This window comes from Enterobacter sp. BNK-8 (assembly GCF_048685095.1).
Classification (GTDB): domain Bacteria; phylum Pseudomonadota; class Gammaproteobacteria; order Enterobacterales; family Enterobacteriaceae; genus Enterobacter; species Enterobacter quasiroggenkampii.
Genome location: NZ_JBLQTN010000001.1, coordinates 3,389,196 through 3,406,656, shown reverse-complemented (window position 1 = coordinate 3,406,656; position 17,461 = coordinate 3,389,196). Strand labels below are relative to the sequence as shown.

The 17,461-nt window shown below is 58.6% G+C and carries 16 protein-coding genes and 1 pseudogene; 5 read left to right on the top strand and 12 right to left on the bottom strand.

Annotated features, from left to right (window positions below; translation table 11 throughout):
• Positions 1–44 precede the first annotated feature (44 nt).
• Positions 45–425 (bottom strand): DUF4440 domain-containing protein, encoded by a 381-nt coding sequence (locus tag ACMGGU_RS16420; protein WP_262811443.1) that lies wholly within the window; start codon positions 423–425, stop codon positions 45–47.
• Positions 422–1,624, bottom strand: coding sequence for an MFS transporter (locus ACMGGU_RS16415; RefSeq protein WP_262811442.1), 1,203 nt, complete (start codon positions 1,622–1,624; stop codon positions 422–424). Before ACMGGU_RS16415 ends, ACMGGU_RS16420 begins: the two co-directional genes overlap by 4 nt.
• A 108-nt stretch (positions 1,625–1,732) precedes the next feature.
• On the opposite strand from ACMGGU_RS16415, the gene ACMGGU_RS16410 reads away from it, so the two are divergent.
• On the top strand, positions 1,733–2,620 hold the full coding sequence (locus tag ACMGGU_RS16410) for a LysR family transcriptional regulator (RefSeq protein WP_333075716.1): 888 nt from the start codon (positions 1,733–1,735) through the stop codon (positions 2,618–2,620).
• Here the strand turns inward: ACMGGU_RS16410 and ACMGGU_RS16405 are convergent.
• A complete protein-coding gene (locus tag ACMGGU_RS16405) occupies positions 2,617–3,024 on the bottom strand; it encodes a MarR family winged helix-turn-helix transcriptional regulator (RefSeq protein ID WP_023294441.1) in 408 nt (135 codons plus the stop codon). The genes ACMGGU_RS16410 and ACMGGU_RS16405 overlap by 4 nt on opposite strands.
• Positions 3,025–3,196: 172 nt before the next feature.
• Between ACMGGU_RS16405 and ACMGGU_RS16400 the strand changes: the two genes are divergently transcribed.
• From ACMGGU_RS16400 to ACMGGU_RS16390, 3 genes are read left to right on the top strand one after another with little or no spacing between them, the layout of a single operon-like run.
• Entirely contained in the window at positions 3,197–3,799 is a 603-nt protein-coding gene (locus ACMGGU_RS16400; RefSeq protein WP_008499595.1) for a non-oxidative hydroxyarylic acid decarboxylases subunit B, read from the top strand.
• The gene (locus tag ACMGGU_RS16395; RefSeq protein ID WP_420300745.1) at positions 3,789–5,216 is read left to right on the top strand and encodes a non-oxidative hydroxyarylic acid decarboxylases subunit C; all 1,428 of its coding nucleotides are present in this window, start codon (positions 3,789–3,791) and stop codon (positions 5,214–5,216) included. Before ACMGGU_RS16400 ends, ACMGGU_RS16395 begins: the two co-directional genes overlap by 11 nt.
• A gap of 10 nt (positions 5,217–5,226) precedes the next feature.
• A complete protein-coding gene (locus tag ACMGGU_RS16390; protein WP_003862116.1) occupies positions 5,227–5,448 on the top strand; it encodes a non-oxidative hydroxyarylic acid decarboxylases subunit D in 222 nt (73 codons plus the stop codon).
• Positions 5,449–5,585: 137 nt separating this feature from the next.
• Here the strand turns inward: ACMGGU_RS16390 and mutS are convergent, their stop codons facing one another.
• Both mutS and ACMGGU_RS16380 read right to left on the bottom strand, forming a co-directional pair.
• Complete coding sequence (mutS, locus tag ACMGGU_RS16385; protein WP_262797161.1) at positions 5,586–8,147, bottom strand: DNA mismatch repair protein MutS; 2,562 nt, start codon at positions 8,145–8,147, stop codon at positions 5,586–5,588.
• Positions 8,148–8,260: 113 nt separating this feature from the next.
• Complete coding sequence (locus tag ACMGGU_RS16380) at positions 8,261–8,491, bottom strand: SymE family type I addiction module toxin (protein WP_045908493.1); 231 nt, start codon at positions 8,489–8,491, stop codon at positions 8,261–8,263.
• A gap of 175 nt (positions 8,492–8,666) precedes the next feature.
• On the opposite strand from ACMGGU_RS16380, the gene ACMGGU_RS16375 reads away from it, so the two are divergent.
• A complete protein-coding gene (locus ACMGGU_RS16375) occupies positions 8,667–9,011 on the top strand; it encodes a nitrous oxide-stimulated promoter family protein (protein ID WP_045418265.1) in 345 nt (114 codons plus the stop codon).
• A gap of 5 nt (positions 9,012–9,016) precedes the next feature.
• Here the strand turns inward: ACMGGU_RS16375 and ACMGGU_RS16370 are convergent, their stop codons facing one another.
• The 7 genes and pseudogenes from ACMGGU_RS16370 to hypD form a co-directional block, all read right to left on the bottom strand.
• Positions 9,017–10,237: an MDR family MFS transporter gene (locus ACMGGU_RS16370; RefSeq protein ID WP_048029224.1), complete on the bottom strand. Its 1,221-nt coding sequence runs from the start codon at positions 10,235–10,237 to the stop codon at positions 9,017–9,019.
• 16 nt (positions 10,238–10,253) lie between these two features.
• The gene (locus ACMGGU_RS16365; protein WP_420300744.1) at positions 10,254–11,015 is read right to left on the bottom strand and encodes an ABC transporter ATP-binding protein; all 762 of its coding nucleotides are present in this window, start codon (positions 11,013–11,015) and stop codon (positions 10,254–10,256) included.
• Positions 11,015–12,052, bottom strand: a complete 1,038-nt coding sequence (locus ACMGGU_RS16360) for a FecCD family ABC transporter permease (RefSeq protein WP_420300743.1) — start codon at positions 12,050–12,052, stop codon at positions 11,015–11,017. Before ACMGGU_RS16360 ends, ACMGGU_RS16365 begins: the two co-directional genes overlap by 1 nt.
• Entirely contained in the window at positions 12,052–13,050 is a 999-nt protein-coding gene (locus tag ACMGGU_RS16355; protein WP_048029226.1) for an ABC transporter substrate-binding protein, read from the bottom strand. Before ACMGGU_RS16355 ends, ACMGGU_RS16360 begins: the two co-directional genes overlap by 1 nt.
• Before the next feature lie 154 nt (positions 13,051–13,204).
• The gene (gene flhA, locus ACMGGU_RS16350) at positions 13,205–15,277 is read right to left on the bottom strand and encodes a formate hydrogenlyase transcriptional activator FlhA (RefSeq protein WP_048224598.1); all 2,073 of its coding nucleotides are present in this window, start codon (positions 15,275–15,277) and stop codon (positions 13,205–13,207) included.
• A gap of 55 nt (positions 15,278–15,332) precedes the next feature.
• A complete protein-coding gene (gene hypE, locus ACMGGU_RS16345) occupies positions 15,333–16,343 on the bottom strand; it encodes a hydrogenase expression/formation protein HypE (RefSeq protein WP_420300742.1) in 1,011 nt (336 codons plus the stop codon).
• Positions 16,340–17,460, bottom strand: a pseudogene (hypD, locus tag ACMGGU_RS16340) (hydrogenase formation protein HypD). Before hypD ends, hypE begins: the two are co-directional and overlap by 4 nt.
• Position 17,461 lies beyond the last annotated feature (1 nt).

Here is a 17,461-nt window from a genome sequence, read left to right as displayed (position 1 = left end):
TCGTCAAAAAAGGCCCGTCGTGAGACGGGCCTTTTTCTTTTGTGTTACGGCTGTGCCGCCGTCTCGTGCAGCAGACGCCACGTTATGTTGTCGCCTTCCTGACTGAGCACCGCGGTCGACCAGCGCACGTTGACGGGCAGGTCTGGACGGATTTGCGTCTCCCGGTAGTGAAGCACTGCACCCCGTTCGCCGCTTTGGATCGTGGTTAATTCGTCAATGACAATTTTCAGCCCGGGACGGCTTCCGCGCTGTTTTTCCAGAAAACTGGCCAGGCCGCGATAGTCGATCTGCACACCGCCCGGCGGGATCATCAGAAAATCGGGACGGAAACGGGCGAGCAGGGCGTCGGGATCGCCTTCACCTTTGCCTAACCAGTCTTCAAGCGCAATGTGGAGGTCGATAATGTCGTGTTCAAAAGGCGTCATGAATTCTCCTGTCGCAGTTGGTTTAGCACCTGCGTATTGTTAAGACGAAAAACGTACACTACAGGCAGCAAGGTCATGCCTGCAGCAAAAATAAACATCCCGTGCCAGGCGGCGTGAGGTGTCAGCCACGCCTGCGCCAGGTTCAGCACCTGCGCAAGCAGCAGGGCACCGGCAAAAAAGCTCAGCTGACGATTGAGATTCCACAGCGCGCTGGCATCCGGCATCTCGTCCCGGCGCATTGTCAGAAACGCGCTGCTCTGAGCCGTACTGCTGCACAGGCTTCCTCCCGCGCCCATCAGGGTAAACGCGACGGCAGGCAACAGTGTTGACGAGCTGACGTCAATCAAAAGCAGAATACCCGCCGCCTGCAACAGGCAGCCGATGACGATCAGCGGCCGGGGGCCGATACGGTTAAAATAACGTCCCGTCGCCGTGATGGCGAGAAACGATGCCACAGACCACGGCAGCATGAGCATTCCCGTTACGGCAGGGCTCATGTTCGCCTCGTGCTGAAGATAAAACATGCCCGTGACGTTCACCCCAATAAATATGCCGGGGACGCATAAATAGACAAGCATGGAAAATCGCAAAAGCGGGTCCGCGAGCAAGGTCAGGTTTAGCAGTTTGGCCGCGTTCATCGTGGGTTTTTCGTGCTTAAGCCACAGACAGGCCAGAACAAAGGTCACAATAGCCACCGGGAGCGTGGCGAAAAAGATCCATCGCCAGCCCAGCGTCTGCACCAGCACGCCGCCGACAGCCGGGGAGCAGGCCGGGGCAAGCAACGCAACCAGCATCACCGCTGAGGAGAGTCGGGCCCGCTCGTGCGGCCTGAACTGTTGCCAGGTCAGCGCCTGTCCGACCGGGATCAGTAAGCCTCCTCCCACGCCCTGAAGCACTCGCCAGGCGATCAGACTCTCAAGCGTTGCCGACGTGCCTGCCGCAGCAGAGGCGGCACTGAACAGAAAAAGCGAAAACAGGATGACGCGCTTTGGCCCGATGCGGCGCGTGAGCACGCTGCTGAACGGGATCACCAGCGTCAGACCGGCAATATACCCGTTACTGACCCAGGCAAGCGCAGAAGGCGTGGCAGTAAAGGCGTGAGCCATTGCCGGAAAGGCGACGCTGGCAATAAACATGTTGATCAAATCAAGAAAAAAGCCCAGCAGATAGACAACGGCAATTTTGCTGCGATACGTCATGGTGGATCCTCCGGTGAGGGGGCGTATCGTATCGGCTCGGGAATCACGGATAAACCTGACAAAGCGCGATATACTGTCAAAAATATTTTGACAGTATCGGGCGTGATGATGATTAACCTACAGCGGACGCAGATGTTTGTCGCAGTGGCCGACACCGGCAGTTTTACGGCGGCCGCCGAGGCGATGGGGCTGACAAAAGCGGTCGTCAGCTTCAATATTCGCCAGCTTGAAGATGAGCTGGGCGTTACGCTGCTGCTGCGCTCCACCCGCCGCCTGACGTTAACCGAGGCGGGCGTGCTGTTTCATCAACGCAGCGTGGCGCTTCTGAAGGACGCCGAACGGCTGCAGGATGATGTCCGCGCGAACCATGCGGGGCTCACCGGCGAACTGCGGATCACGACCACGCCTGAGTTTGGCTCCCGGGTCGTGGTGCCGTTGCTGGCCAGATTTAGCCACCAACACCCGGATCTTCGCGTACGACATGCTTCGTCGTCACTGCCTGCTGATCTTATCTCGGAGCGTTTTGACGTGGCCATCCGGTTGGGCACGCTTGTCGATTCGCGCAACCACGCCGCACTGATTTCTCACTTTTCTATTCTCCCCGTCGCAACGCCCGAGTGGCTTGCGCGAAACCCGATCGACTCGCTTGCGCAGCTGGCGCAAGCCGAGTGGATCATCCACGAGCGATTAGCATCGCCGCTGCGCTGGCAGGTGAAAGATGCCCGCGGTGTGCCTGACATGCTGGAGATAAAAAAAGCGCCGCGTTTGTTTGCCGACAGCGCTCAGTCGCTAATGGCTTTTGCGCTCGCAGGCGGTGGCGTGGCGTTACTGCCGGAATGGCTGGTGCGCGATGCGCTTGATGCGGGAACGCTGGTGACGGTTTTACCGGAGTATACCTTTGCGCGGCAGGGCATCTATGCGGTCTATCCTGATGCCCGGCATGTGTCAGCGAAAGTGCGCACCTTTATCGATTTTATGCGCACCAGCGTGAATTAATCGTGCATCATCTTTTTGATGAGAGCCGAGAACTGCTCCCGCTCGGCCTTGTTTAGACGGCCTAAAAAGGCCTCATCAACCTCATTGCCTACCGGCTTACAGTCTGCAAGCAGGGCCTCACCTTCTGGCGTGAGGAAGACAAAGCGACGGCGCTTATCCGCAGGGTCGTGCTCGCGTTTGACCAGCCCGCGTGCCTCCATGCGGCTGAGCATTTCCGCCAGGGTCGCTTTCGTGCTGACCGCGACTTCAGTTAATGCCACCTGTTCGATGCCTGGATGCTCGGCAATGGAGCGCATCACCGCATACTGCGGCTTGGTCAGCTCCGGTAATGCATGTTGCCACTGGGCAGTATGCTGTTGAAAAAGCTGACGTAACAGGTGGAACGCCTCTTGTCTTAGTTCCATGAACACTCCGACGGAAAAAATCTCCCTCTATGATAGCCGCTCTTGCTCGGGATTTTAACGCGGCATTTTTTAGCAATTCGTGTGATCGTATGCGAACAATCTTGTCAGGAAATCGATCCGGGAGTAGTTTACTCATAATGTTCGTGTACGAACAAATTGATTGAGGTGCTGAATGAGATTAATCGTGGGAATGACGGGAGCAACGGGTGCTCCGCTGGGCGTGGCGCTGCTGCAGGCGCTGCGGGAAATGCCGGAAGTAGAGACGCATCTGGTGATGTCGAAGTGGGCAAAAACCACCATTGAACTGGAAACCCCTTACACCGCGCAGGACGTTGCTGCGCTGGCTGACGTCGTCCACAGCCCGGCTGACCAGGCCGCCACTATCTCCTCCGGTTCGTTTCGTACCGACGGCATGATCGTCATTCCCTGCAGTATGAAAACGCTGGCCGGGATCCGCGCGGGCTATGCCGAAGGGCTGGTGGGCCGTGCGGCGGATGTGGTGCTGAAAGAGGGGCGCAAGCTGGTGTTGGTGCCCCGTGAAACGCCGCTCAGCACCATTCATCTGGAGAATATGCTTGCGCTCTCCCGCATGGGTGTGGCGATGGTGCCGCCTATGCCTGCGTATTACAACCACCCGCAAACCGCCGATGACATTACCCAGCATATTGTGACCCGCGTGCTTGACCAGTTTGGTCTGGAGCATAAAAAGGCGCGCCGCTGGAACGGGTTGCGGGAGGCGAAACATTTTTCACAGGAGAATAAAGATGGCATTTGATGATTTGAGAAGCTTCCTGCAGGCGCTCGATGAGCAAGGGCAACTGCTGAAAATTGAGGAAGAGGTAAACGCCGAGCCCGATCTGGCGGCGGCAGCCAACGCGACCGGCCGCATCGGTGACGGCGCGCCCGCGCTGTGGTTCGACAACATTCGCGGGTTTACCGATGCCCGCGTGGTGATGAACACTATCGGCTCCTGGCAGAACCATGCCATCTCGATGGGGCTGCCTGCGAACATGCCGGTGAAAAAGCAGATCGACGAGTTTATTCGCCGCTGGGATAAATTCCCGATTGCGCCAGAGCGCCGCGCCAATCCGGCCTGGGCGCAGAATACGGTGGACGGTGAAGACATTAACCTGTTCGATATTCTGCCGCTGTTCCGTCTGAACGATGGCGACGGGGGGTTCTATCTCGATAAAGCGTGCGTCGTCTCACGCGATCCGCTTGACCCGGATAACTTCGGCAAGCAGAACGTCGGCATCTATCGCATGGAAGTGAAGGGCAAGCGCAAGCTCGGCCTGCAGCCGGTACCGATGCACGATATCGCTCTGCATCTGCACAAAGCCGAAGAGCGCGGCGAAGACCTGCCGATTGCCATTACCCTCGGCAACGATCCGATCATTACCCTGATGGGCGCGACGCCGCTGAAATACGACCAGTCAGAGTATGAAATGGCCGGCGCGCTGCGTGAAAGCCCATATCCGATTGCTACCGCGCCGCTGACCGGCTTCGACGTGCCGTGGGGTTCTGAAGTGATCCTGGAAGGGGTGATTGAAGGCCGTAAGCGCGAAATTGAAGGTCCGTTTGGCGAGTTTACCGGGCACTACTCCGGTGGCCGTAACATGACGGTTGTGCGTATCGACAAAGTTTCTTACCGCACCAAACCGATTTTCGAATCCCTTTATCTCGGTATGCCGTGGACCGAGATTGATTATCTGATGGGGCCAGCCACCTGCGTGCCGCTCTACCAGCAGCTGAAAGCGGAGTTCCCGGAAGTGCAGGCGGTGAACGCGATGTACACTCACGGCCTGCTGGCGATTATCTCCACCAAAAAGCGTTACGGCGGTTTTGCCCGCGCGGTCGGCTTGCGCGCCATGACCACGCCGCACGGCCTGGGCTACGTGAAGATGGTGATCATGGTGGATGAGGATGTCGACCCGTTCAACCTCCCGCAGGTGATGTGGGCGCTGTCATCGAAGGTCAACCCGGCAGGCGATCTGGTGCAGTTGCCGAACATGTCGGTGCTGGAACTGGATCCTGGATCCAGCCCGGCGGGCATTACCGACAAACTGATTATCGATGCCACCACGCCTGTCGCACCGGACACCCGGGGCCACTATAGCCAGCCGGTACAGGATCTCCCTGAAACCAAAGCCTGGGCTGAAAAACTGACCGCGATGCTGGCTGCACGCCAATAAGGAGGAAAAGATGATTTGTCCACGTTGTGCCGATGAGCATATTGAAGTGATGGCGACGTCACCGGTGAAAGGGGTCTGGACCGTTTATCAGTGCCAGCATTGTCTGTATACCTGGCGCGATACCGAACCGTTGCGTCGTACCAGCCGCGAACATTACCCGGAAGCGTTCCGCATGACGCAGAAGGATATCGATGAGGCGCCGCAGGTGCCGACAATCCCGCCGCTGCTGTAAAAAAGCCCGGTGGCGTTGCGCTTACCGGGCGATAACATCGTGCGGTCTGTTTTGCCGGGTGGCGGCTTCGCCTTACCCGGCCTACAAAAACCGTAGGCCCGGTAAGCGCAGCGCCACCGGGCAAAGATCGCAGAAAACTAAACCAGACTCTTCAAGCGATAAATCCACTCCAGCGCCTGACGCGGCGTCAGTGAATCCGGATCGAGGTTTTCCAGCGCTTCCACGGCAGGCGATGTCTCTTCCGCCGGTACCAGCAGCGACATCTGCGTACCGTCAATCTGCGTCGCTGCCGCATTCGGTGACAGGCTTTCCAGTTCACGCAGTTTCTGACGCGCGCGCTTGATCACCTCTTTCGGTACACCAGCCAGCGCCGCAACGGCCAGACCATAGCTCTTGCTTGCCGCGCCATCCTGCACCGTGTGCATGAAGGCGATGGTGTCGCCGTGCTCCAGCGCATCAAGGTGGACGTTAGCCACCCCTTCCATTTTCTCCGGCAGTTGCGTCAGTTCGAAGTAGTGGGTGGCGAACAGCGTCATGGCCTTGATTTTATTAGCGAGGCTTTCCGCACAGGCCCATGCCAGCGACAAACCGTCATAGGTTGATGTTCCGCGTCCGACTTCGTCCATCAGCACCAGGCTGTGCTCCGTCGCGTTATGCAGAATGTTAGCCGTTTCAGTCATTTCGACCATGAAGGTTGAGCGACCGCTCGCCAGATCGTCCGCAGCTCCAACACGGGTAAAGATACGGTCGATGGGGCCAATCTCCACGTTTTGCGCCGGAACGTAGCTGCCGATATAGGCAAGCAGGGCAATCAGCGCCGTCTGACGCATATAGGTACTCTTACCGCCCATGTTCGGACCGGTAATGATCAGCATTCTTCGCTGCGGCGACAGGCTCAGCGGGTTGGCGATGAACGGTTCGTTCAGTACCTGCTCGACCACCGGATGACGGCCTTCGGTAATACGAATGCCTGGCTTGTCGGTAAAGGTCGGGCAGGTGTAGTTCAGCGTTTCCGCGCGCTCTGCCAGGTTCACCAGCACGTCCAGTTCCGCCAGCGCGCTGGCGCTCAGTTGCAGGTCGGCCAGGTGCGGCATCAGCATGTCGAACAGCTCTTCATAGAGCTGTTTTTCCAGCGCCAGCGCCTTCCCTTTCGAGGTAAGGACTTTGTCTTCGTACTCTTTCAGCTCCGGAATGATATAGCGTTCAGCGTTTTTCAACGTCTGGCGGCGCACGTAGTGAATCGGCGCCAGGTGGCTCTGCCCGCGGCTGATTTGAATGTAGTAACCGTGAACCGCGTTATAACCCACTTTCAGGGTGTCGAGCCCAAGACGCTCGCGCTCGCGGATCTCCAGCTTATCAAGGTAGTCTGTCGCACCGTCGGCCAGCGCGCGCCATTCGTCCAGCTCCTCGTTGTAGCCCGGAGCAATCACGCCGCCATCACGCACGAGAACCGGAGGCGCATCAATAATGGCGCGTTCAAGCAGCTCGCGGAGTTCGGTAAATTCACCCATGGTTTCGCGGAGTTTCTGTACCGGCGCGCTGTCAACGTCGCTCAGCTGCGCACGCAGATCCGGTAACTGCTGGAAAGCATGACGCATCCGCGCGAGGTCGCGCGGTCGCGCCGTGCGCAGCGCCAGACGGGCCAGGATACGTTCCAGATCCCCCACCTGGCGCAGGACAGGCTGCAGCTCGGTATACCGATCCTGCAGGGCGGCAATCGTCTGCTGACGGCAAACCAGCGTTGCGGTATCGCGAATCGGCATATGCAGCCAGCGTTTCAGCATACGGCTGCCCATTGGCGTGACCGTACTGTCCAGGACCGACGCAAGCGTATTTTCTACACCTCCCGCCAGGTTCTGCGTGATCTCCAGGTTACGGCGCGTGGCGGCATCCATGATGATGCTGTCCTGCTGGCGCTCCATGGTGATAGAGCGAATGTGCGGCAGGGCAGTGCGCTGGGTATCTTTCACGTACTGCAGGAGGCAACCTGCCGCGCACAGACCGCGCGGGGCATTTTCAACGCCAAAGCCAATCAGATCGCGGGTGCCAAACTGCAGATTCAGCTGCTGGCGCGCGGTATCAATTTCGAATTCCCACAGCGGACGGCGGCGCAACCCGCGACGACCTTCAATCAGCGCCATTTCGGCGAAATCTTCGGCGTAGAGCAATTCTGCCGGGTTGGTGCGCTGCAGTTCGGCTGCCATCGTTTCACGATCGGCCGGTTCACTCAGACGAAAACGCCCGGAGCTGATGTCCAGCGTCGCGTAGCCAAACCCTTTGCCGTCCTGCCAGAGCGCGGCCAGCAGGTTATCCTGGCGCTCCTGAAGCAGGGCTTCATCACTGATGGTGCCTGGCGTGACGATGCGCACGACTTTGCGTTCCACCGGACCTTTTGAGGTCGCGGGGTCGCCGATCTGTTCGCAGATGGCGACAGATTCACCCTGATTCACCAGTTTCGCCAGGTAGTTTTCTACCGCGTGGTGCGGAATGCCTGCCATCGGGATGGGCTCACCTGCCGATGCGCCACGTTTGGTCAGCGAGATGTCGAGCAGCTGCGATGCACGCTTAGCATCGTCATAAAACAGCTCGTAAAAATCGCCCATACGGTAAAACAGCAGGATTTCCGGATGCTGTGCCTTCAGCTTCAGATACTGCTGCATCATCGGCGTATGTGCGTCGAAATTGTCGAGTGTGCTCATGGAGTTATGATGTCCATTTCTTTGAATATAAACCGTTTTGAGCGGCTCAGTGGCCGTTTGTTCCTTCTATTGTCGCATGAAAAAAAGGTACGGCGCAGAAAAATGTCGTCGCTTTACGAGGCATCTTCCGACATTAACTCAATGACTATTTTTCCATGCTCAACGCCCACGCGAACCCGGGAGTGGGTGGTAAACCCTGCCTGTTCAAGCCAGTCTCCTTTTAAGCTCAGCGCCGCATGCACGCTGTAGCGCTTCGGTATCTTGGTATTGCGGTCTTCATGGCGCTTTCTGAAATATCCCACGGTTAAATGGCGATAGGGTTTGTTGATAGCAAGTTCTTGCATAGGGTCTCCCGACAACACGGATAAAAGTCATTACTGATGCCTGTATAAAATACCAGTGATTGTCGGGCGGTGCAGGGCTAAAACTGGAATCAGGCTTCAGAAAACCGCATGCAAAAACTGAAATTCTGCATTGAAAGGTGTATTATTTTTGCACTTTATTGTTCGGTAAGTCGCTATGTCCGGTAAACGAATTTCACGCGAAAAAGAGACCATCGCGAAAATGATCGCGCTGTATCAGAAGCAGTGTCCTCAGGCCTCTGCGGAAGAGGGGCACTATCAGGCGCTAAATGCCTATGCCGATAAGCGCCTGGATAAATGCGTTTTCGGGGAGGAAAAGCCTGCCTGTAAACAGTGTCCGGTCCACTGCTACCAGCCTGCCAAACGCGAAGAGATGAAGCAAATTATGCGCTGGGCAGGCCCGCGAATGCTCTGGCGTCACCCCATTCTGACCGTCCGTCATCTGATGGATGATCGTCGTCCCGTACCGGAACTGCCGGAAAAGTATCGTCCGAAAAAGTGACCGGTTCAGCTTCTGAGCGGGCGGCAAATCACGTTCATGGCCAGCGCGCTGCAGAGCGGGAAGAGGGCCAGCAGCAGCCAGGGGAGCATCGCCTGCGTGGAGGGCACCAGGGCGCGATCCAACAGACTGCCAAACAGCAAATTCCCCGTCAGGACCGCGACTCCGCCAGCGGTGGCGAGTGCGCCATAGTGCGCCCCCAGCGTGGACTCTTCGGCAAACCTTGGGATCAGATCCTTTGCCGAGGGTACCAGCAGCATCTGCCCCAGCGTCAACAGCGTCACGAAACAGACCGACGGCAGCAGGCGCAGCCAGCCCTCTGGCGGTGCCGTCGACGCAAACATTGCCACGCTTGCAAAGGCGGCGGAGAGCAGCAAAAAGCCCACCGGCAGGATCCTCACCGCGCCCACGCGCCGGGCGAAACGTGCCAGCGGCAGTTGTAAAGTGATGATCAGAATGGAGGCCAGCATAAAAAGCGGGCCGAGATCTTTCTCGTTACCGCCGGAACGCTGGATCTCTACCGGCAGCGCCAGATAGAGCTGGTTATAGCTCAAAAGCCACGAGCTATAGGCAATGATAAAGGCGACAAAGCGGGGCTGGCGGAACGTCGTCCACCAGGGAACGAGCTTCAGCGTCCGCGAGGCGTGGCGTGACGCGGGCAGGCAAAAGTAGAGCACCACCAGCGCAACGATAAAGACCCCTGCGCCCGCCAGCGCCACCTGGCGAAAGCCCAGGCCGGTGAGCAGGGCGCCGGCAACCGGGCCCAGTACCGCACCGAGTTCCCCGCAGACCGCAAAGAGCGCGAACCACTCCGCCCGGCTTCGTTTACCTTTCGCCTCGCTGTGCGTGCCCGCTTTCGCCAGCAATGCTTCAATCGACGGAGAAAACAGCGCGCCGCCCACGCCTGTCAAACATGCGCCCAGAATAATCGGCCACAGCGATCCTCCGAATGCCAGCAGAAGATACCCCGCAACGCGAACAATACAGCCGCTCAGGATAACAACTTTCGCGCCAAACCTGTCCGAGAGCGCACCGCCGACGATAAACATCCCCTGCTGAGAGAAGGTGCGCAGGCCGAGGATCAGCCCGATCAGCCCGCCGGAGAGCAGCATGTCGTCGCGCAGGAATATCGCCAGGAAGGGAACAACGGCGTAAAAGCCAATGTTAAAAACAAACTGGCTACCCAGTAAGACGGGCGGCCAGAGCGTGGTGGCAGGGCGAAGGGGCATCGTTATTCACTCGCCCCTAAACGATAAAGTGAATGTGCTTTTTGCCATGGAACGGTGAGATCTCAATTTTGGTTTTGACCCGGAAGACGTCCCAGAGCAGCGACTCGGACAGGATGTCCTGCGGTGTTCCCGTCCCCACAATGTGCCCTTTCTGCATCACAATCAGCGAGTCGCAGAACATCGAGGCGTGGTTGAGATCGTGGATGGCGACAATGCTGGTGACCGGTAATTCGCTGATCAACTGCATCAGCTGCATCTGATGATGAATGTCCAGGTGGTTGGTCGGTTCATCCAGCAGGATTTCCGTCGGGGTCTGGGCCAGCGCGCGGGCAATGTGGACGCGCTGACGCTCGCCGCCGGAGAGGCTCAGCCAGCCCTGGTCGCTTTTATCCAGCATATCCACGCGCTGCAGAGCGGCGGTGACGGTTTCGTCATCGTGCGTGCTCCAGTTGGAAAAGGCGGAGTGGTGCGGAATACGTCCAAGTTTCACCACGTCGCGCACGCGCATATTAGCGTCAGTCATGCCGTGCTGTTCCACGAAGGCGACCCGGCGGGCAAGCTGTTTTTTGGCGATGCGGGTAATGTCCTGTCCGTCCAGGGTGACGCAGCCAGCATCCGGGCGACGCAGCCCCGCGAGGATACGTAAAAGAGAGGATTTACCGCAGCCGTTAGGGCCAAGCAGTCCTACCGTTTCGCCCTGTGACACCTTCAGCGAGACGTCATTAACGATGACTTTTTTGCCGACCTTCCAGGTAATATTTTCCGCGCAGATGCTCATCACTTATTCCTTGAACGGTAGATAATCACGGCAAAGAAGGGGACGCCAACCAGCGCGGTGACCACGCCGACGGGCAGGCTTTGCGGTGCAATCAGCATGCGTGAGGCAATGTCTGCCAGCACCATCAGGATCGCGCCTGCCAGCGCGCTGGCAATCAGCAGCGTGCGGTGCAGCGGCCCGAACAGGAAACGCATCACGTGCGGCACCACCAGCCCGACAAAGCCGATTGACCCCGCCATGCTGACGATGGTTGCGGTAATCAGCGCGGTGGTGGTAAAGAGCGCCAGGCGCACCCAGGGAACGGCAATGCCCAGCGACGCGGCGGCGTCGTCACCGAACGTAAAGGCATCCAGCGCCCGGGAATAGTAGAGGCAAATGGCTAACCCAATCAGCACCACGACCAGTGCCAGCTGGAATTCAGGCCAGCGTACGCCGCTGAAGCTGCCCAGCAGCCAGAACATCACGTCGCGCGCCTGCTGGGCGCTGGCGGAGGTGCTGATGGTGTAGGCGGTAATGGCGTTAAAAAGCTGCGAGGCGGCGACGCCTGCCAGAATAGTACGTTCATTCCCGCCGCGCGCGCCGTTCGTCAGAAACGCGACAAACGCAAACGCGGCGAATGCCCCGGCGAAGGCACCGGCAGAAAGGGAGACCGCACCGGTGCCGATCCCCAATACGACAACAGAAACCGCCCCGGTCGACGCGCCCGCGGACACGCCGAGCACGTAGGGTTCCGCCAGCGCATTCTTCAGCAAGCTCTGCAATACGGCACCGCAGATGGCCAGCCCCGCGCCGCAGCAGGCCGCCACCAGCGCGCGGCTCAGGCGAAAGTCCCAGATGACGCTTTCATAGATGCGAGTGAGCGGAACCTCGGTGAGCCCCATTTTATTGCTGATGGCGTAAAACACGTTATCCAGCGGGATGGACAGCTCGCCGACGCTGACGCTCAGGGCGATCACCAGAAATAGCAGTACCAGGGTGAGCAAAGCCGAGGTCGTCAGAACCAGGCTCTGCCGGGCCTGAAGAACGGCGATTGTCATCAGTTCAGCCCCAGCTTTCTGAGCTGTTCGCCGACCTGCTCAGCCCCGTAAATCGTGCGAATCGTCGGGTTCATGGCCTGACCGTCCATCACCACGATGTGGCCTTTTTTCACGGCGTCCAGCTGGCTGACGGCCGGATCGCTCTTCAGGAATTTGATTTTTTCTTCCGCGTTATCCAGCGCCCAGCGGTTGCGGTCCAGGCTGGAGACCACAATCACATCCGGATTGGCGGCAATAATGCTCTCCCAGCCCACGGTTGGCCATTCGGTCTCGGAGGTGATGGCGTTATGCCCGCCCATCAGGCTCGCAATAAACCCGGAGGGGCTATTTTTACCGCCTACGTAGGCGTCCGCAGAGGGGGATGAGCTGGAGAACCAGAAGACAAACGAGAGGTCTTTTTTGTTCTTGCCGAATTCCTTACGCAGGTCGGCCTCACGTTTTTTGAAATCGGCAATCACGGCCTGACCGCGGTCTTCAACGTTAAAGATTTTGGCGAAATCCTCAATCTCCTGATAGAGATACGTCATATCCCACAGTTTCTGGCGGCTGCCGTACATATCGCCCGTGGCTTTTTTGGTCGCGCACATGCCCGGTGACACGTAGCTGTTCACGCCCAGGGTCATCAGATCGTCGCGTTTTGCAACCTTGCTTTCCGGCCCCAGCAACAGCGGCGTTTGGGCGGGGACAAAGTCGGGATTCTGCGCAAGCACGGATTCAAGGGTAGGGATTTCAACCGTCAGTGTTTTGATTTTTGCGTTCTGTTCCGCGAGCTGCGGCAACACTTTCGTCGGCCAGAAGGCGCTGGCCTTCACCTTATCTTCCAGCCCCAGCAGGAGCAAGATTTCGACGGTATTCTGACCCAGGGCCACGACGCGTTCCGGCGCTTTGGTGAATGTCTCTTTATAGCCACAGTTTTCAATGGTCAGAGGATATGTGGTTGCCAGAGCAGAACTGACCGACGCAACCGCCAGGCCTAACGCGCAGATGACCTTCTTCATGAAACGCTACCCTTGATTAATATTATTATTGATGCAAATGAAACTCATTATTAAGGCGGAATTTTATACAGAGGAAACGATTTTGTGTCAATGAGGGACAATTGCGCAGGGTAACGAAAGGCGGTGTCAGAGCAACACCGCCGGATTGGGGGGCTTAAACCAGGCTCTCTTTATCGATCCCGAGACGTTTCATGCGCGACAGCAGGGTAGTACGTTTTAACCCTAAACGCTGGGCGGCACCTTTCGGCCCGGCGACCACGCCGTTGGTCTCTTTGAGTACGCGCATAATGAGCTGATATTCATCTTCTCCCTCTTTCGCTGTCTCGGCGGCGGGCACGCTCACGTCAGGCAGCGTCACTTCAGGCAGGGAGAGCTGCAGGACATTCCCGCGCGTCAGCAGTACCGCACGCTCGATGACGTTTTCCAGTTCGCGCACGTTGCCGGGCCACTCCATCGATGAAAGGGTACGTAACGTCTCGGCAGGAATGCTGTCGATATTTCGACCCATCCGACGCGCGATCTTGGCGGTGAACGCTTTGACCAGCAGGGGAATATCTTCCGGGCGCTCGCGCAGCGGCGGCAGGAAGATCGGGAAGACGTTCAGGCGATAGTAGAGATCGCTGCGGAACTCGCGGTCGGCGACCATCTTTTTCAGGTCGCGGTTGGTCGCGGCAATCAGCCGCACGTCAGTCTGGATAAGCTTGTTGCTGCCAAGACGTTCAAACTCCTGCTCCTGCAGGACGCGCAGCAGTTTCGGCTGTAGCTCCAGCGGCATATCGCCCACTTCGTCGAGGAACAGCGAGCTTTTGTCCGCCAGCTCAAACCGGCCCAGCCGCTGGCTGCTTGCCCCGGTAAAGGCGCCCCGTTCGTGGCCGAACAGGTCGCTTTCCAGCAGCCCTGCGGGCATCGCCGCGCAGTTCATCTTCACCATCCGACGGCTGTTGCGGTTGCTCAGGTTGTGGATGGCGCGGGCAATCAGCTCTTTACCCGTACCGGTTTCGCCCAGAATCAGTACCGTGCTGTCGCTTTGCGCCACCATCTCAACCTGCTTGAGCACGTTGTACATGGCGTCGCTACGTCCGATGATTTCACCAAACTCGCTGTCCACGTTGTTGAGCTGTTCGGTCAGGGCCAGGTTCTCATCCACCAGCCGCTCCTTCAGACGATGAATTTCCTGATAGGCGAGGGCGTTATCCAGGGCGATGGAAATACGCTCGGCGATCTGACGCAGCAGCTTCAGGTTGGCGGTAGTAAAGACGCCTTCCTCGCACTGCGCCAGCTTAAGCACGCCCAGCATGGTGTTGCCGGACATCAGCGGCAACAGGCACAGGGTCTGAATTTTGTTACCCCAGGTGTTAAACAGCATCCGCTCGTACGGTGCCACCGGATCCTGTTCGTTGAGGTTGATCAGGAGGATCTCTTTGCTTTTGAAGACCCGCTCCGAAAGGGTCCCCGCTTCATCCACTTCGCTCTGCTCGTGTGCCGGGTTGGCTTCATCGAGATAATGCGTCGAGTAGATGTTCAGCTTGCCCTTGCGATGGCCGCGAAGCGCGATGCTGATGGCATCGATTTTGAAATAGTGATGGATCTCTTTCGACACTTCGCTGACCAGCTCGTCCATATCGAGCCGTGACAGTACGGCGTTGGTGATGGCGACCAGAATGCGGAAGTTGTCGCGTTCGCGGCTCAGCAGGTCGTAATCCACATTATTGGTCACGCGGCTTTGGATCTGCTCCGCAACGACGGCCACAATCTGGGTAAAGGTGTGCAGGCGTTCGTATTCCGCCTCGCTCCAGGGCTGGTCGGTCGTGCGGATAAACTCGCAGCCGCCAAAAATCTGACCCTCTGCTGCCAGCGGCAGCATGCAGTAATGCCCGAACGGCTGATAAAGGTTACTCTCCGCGAGCCGCGGCCACGCCTGCCGGAACTCCTCAAAGTTACAGTGCAGCACTTCAGGTCGGGAGAGAATGCGGCGCACCGGGCCATGCGCGAGATACGTTTCGTCTTCGTATTCAAACGTTTTGCCATTGTCACGCGTTGAGTAGTAGCTCGCGCGGTGCGTTCCGCTATGCCACAGTACAATCGCGGCGCTGTCGGCCAGCGCCGACTGCCTGACCAGCCGCGTCAGGGCATCGCTCAGCGCACCGAGATCGGGCTGCTGTAAAAGTGTGCGCGTAATGTCAAACAGGCCCTGCTGTCCAAGATCGCTCATCGGTGTATACGGCATAGTGCTTTCCAGTAGAAACGAGCAAAAAATCCATGCTGGCCGCTTGTGGCGCGGCCTAGCAAATACGGGGTAAGGGTTCGGCGTGCGGCAGATCCAGCGTGCGCTTCACGCCATAAAGTCCGGTCAGGCGCACCCCTTTGCGCTCAACCACTTCACCAATTATCGCCGCCTCTTTTCCTGACGGATGAGCCTGCAGCTGTTCAAGAACGGCTTGTGCTGCGGCCCGTTCAACGCCAATCACCAGCTTGCCTTCATTTGCAAAGTTGAGCGGGTCCAGCCCCAGCAGTTCGCAAAGCCCACGAACGGCGGGCTTAACGGGCAGGCTGCGCTCGGTGAGTTCAATCCCGCATCCGCAGCTTGCCGCAAACTCATGGACCACGGCGTTGACACCGCCTCGCGTGGCATCCCGCAGGGCCTTCACGCCGGGAATACCGCGCAGCGTCTGAATCAGCGGGGTGAGTACCGCGCAGTCGCTGCGCAGTTCGCCGTCCAGCCCCAGGGCTTCGCGCAGGTTCAGGATGGTCGCCCCGTGGCAGCCCAGCGTGCCGGTCACGATCAGCACGTCGCCCGCGTTGAGGCGCTGCGCCCCCCAGTGAATATCGGCGGGGATCGCCCCCATGCCGGCGGTGTTGATAAACAGCTTGTCGGCCGCGCCGCGCTGCACCACTTTGGTGTCGCCAGTGACGATCGCTATCCCCGCTTCGCGCGCGGTCTGCGCCATGCTGTTGACCACGGCCGTGAGCGTCTCCATCGGTAATCCCTCTTCAAGGATAAACCCGCAGGAGAGGTAGCGCGGGATGGCGCCGCTGACGGCGACGTCGTTCGCCGTGCCGCAGACGGCGAGCTTGCCGATATCGCCGCCCGGGAAGAACAGTGGGTCAATGACGTAGCTGTCGGTGGAGAAGGCCAGCCTGTCGCCCTGGGCGGTGAGGGTGGCGAGGTCAATGCGCGCCTGGTCTTCCTGTTCGGCGAGCCAGGGGTTGTTAAAGGCCTCCATAAACAGCCGGTTAATCAGCTGCTGCATCGCCTGTCCGCCGCTGCCGTGCGCCATTTCAACCGTATTCATGCTTCACTCTCCTGGTTGCGATACTGATACCACGCGGCACACGCCCCTTCGGAGGAGACCATCAGCGCCCCAAACGCCGTTTGCGGATTACAGGTATTGCCAAATAACGGACACTGATGCGGTTTGCATTTGCCGGTGAGCACCTCGCCACAGCGTGCCCGGGGATCGTCGCAAACCTGCTGCGGCTGCGGGCGGAAATGCGCTTCGGCGTCGAACGCGCGATAGGCTGGCGCCAGGCGCACGCCGGATTCAGCAATCAGCCCCAGGCCTCGCCATTCGCTGTCGCCCTCAACGCTAAACACGTCGGCTATCGCCTGCTGCGCTCGTTCATTTCCCGCATCCGGCACCACGCGGCGGTACTGATTTTCCACGGTACTCAGGGCCGCTATTTTCTGCTCAACCAGCATGGTGACACCTTGCAGTAGATCAAGTGGTTCGAAACCAGCCACCACTAACGGACGATTGTACTGTTCAGCGATAAAACCGTAGGCGTCTGTGCCAATCACCATGCTGACGTGGCCCGGTGCCAGAAAGGCGTCAATGCCGTTGCCTGGCTCTTCCAGCAGGCTGCGCAGGGTGGGGATGAGCGTAATGTGCTGGCAGAAGAAGAAAAAGTTATCGACGCCGCGCGCTTTCGCCTGCTGCAGCGTGATGGCGGTGGCGGGCATGGTGGTTTCAAACCCCAGGCCAAAAAACACCACCTTGCGCGCGGGGTTATCCGCTGCCAGCGTCAGGGCATCCATCGGCGAATAGACGATCCGGATGTCTGCGCCGCGCGCTTTCGCCTGCAGCAGCGAACCATTTTTCCCGGCACGCGCATCGCGTCGCCAAAGGTGCAGAAAATGACGTCGGGCTGGCTGGCAATTTCAATACAGCTGTCGATGCGCCCCATCGGCAGCACGCAGACCGGGCAGCCGGGGCCGTGGATAAACTCAATGTTCTCCGGCAGCAGCTGGTCGAGGCCAAATTTGAAGATCGCGTGCGTGTGCCCGCCGCACACCTCCATGATCCGCAGCGGCCTTTCTTTCGTGTAGTCCAGCCGCGCTGCGCGCGTTTTCAGGAGGCCGATAAGCTGCAGCACCTGCTCCGGCGCGCGGTATTCATCAACGTAACGCATG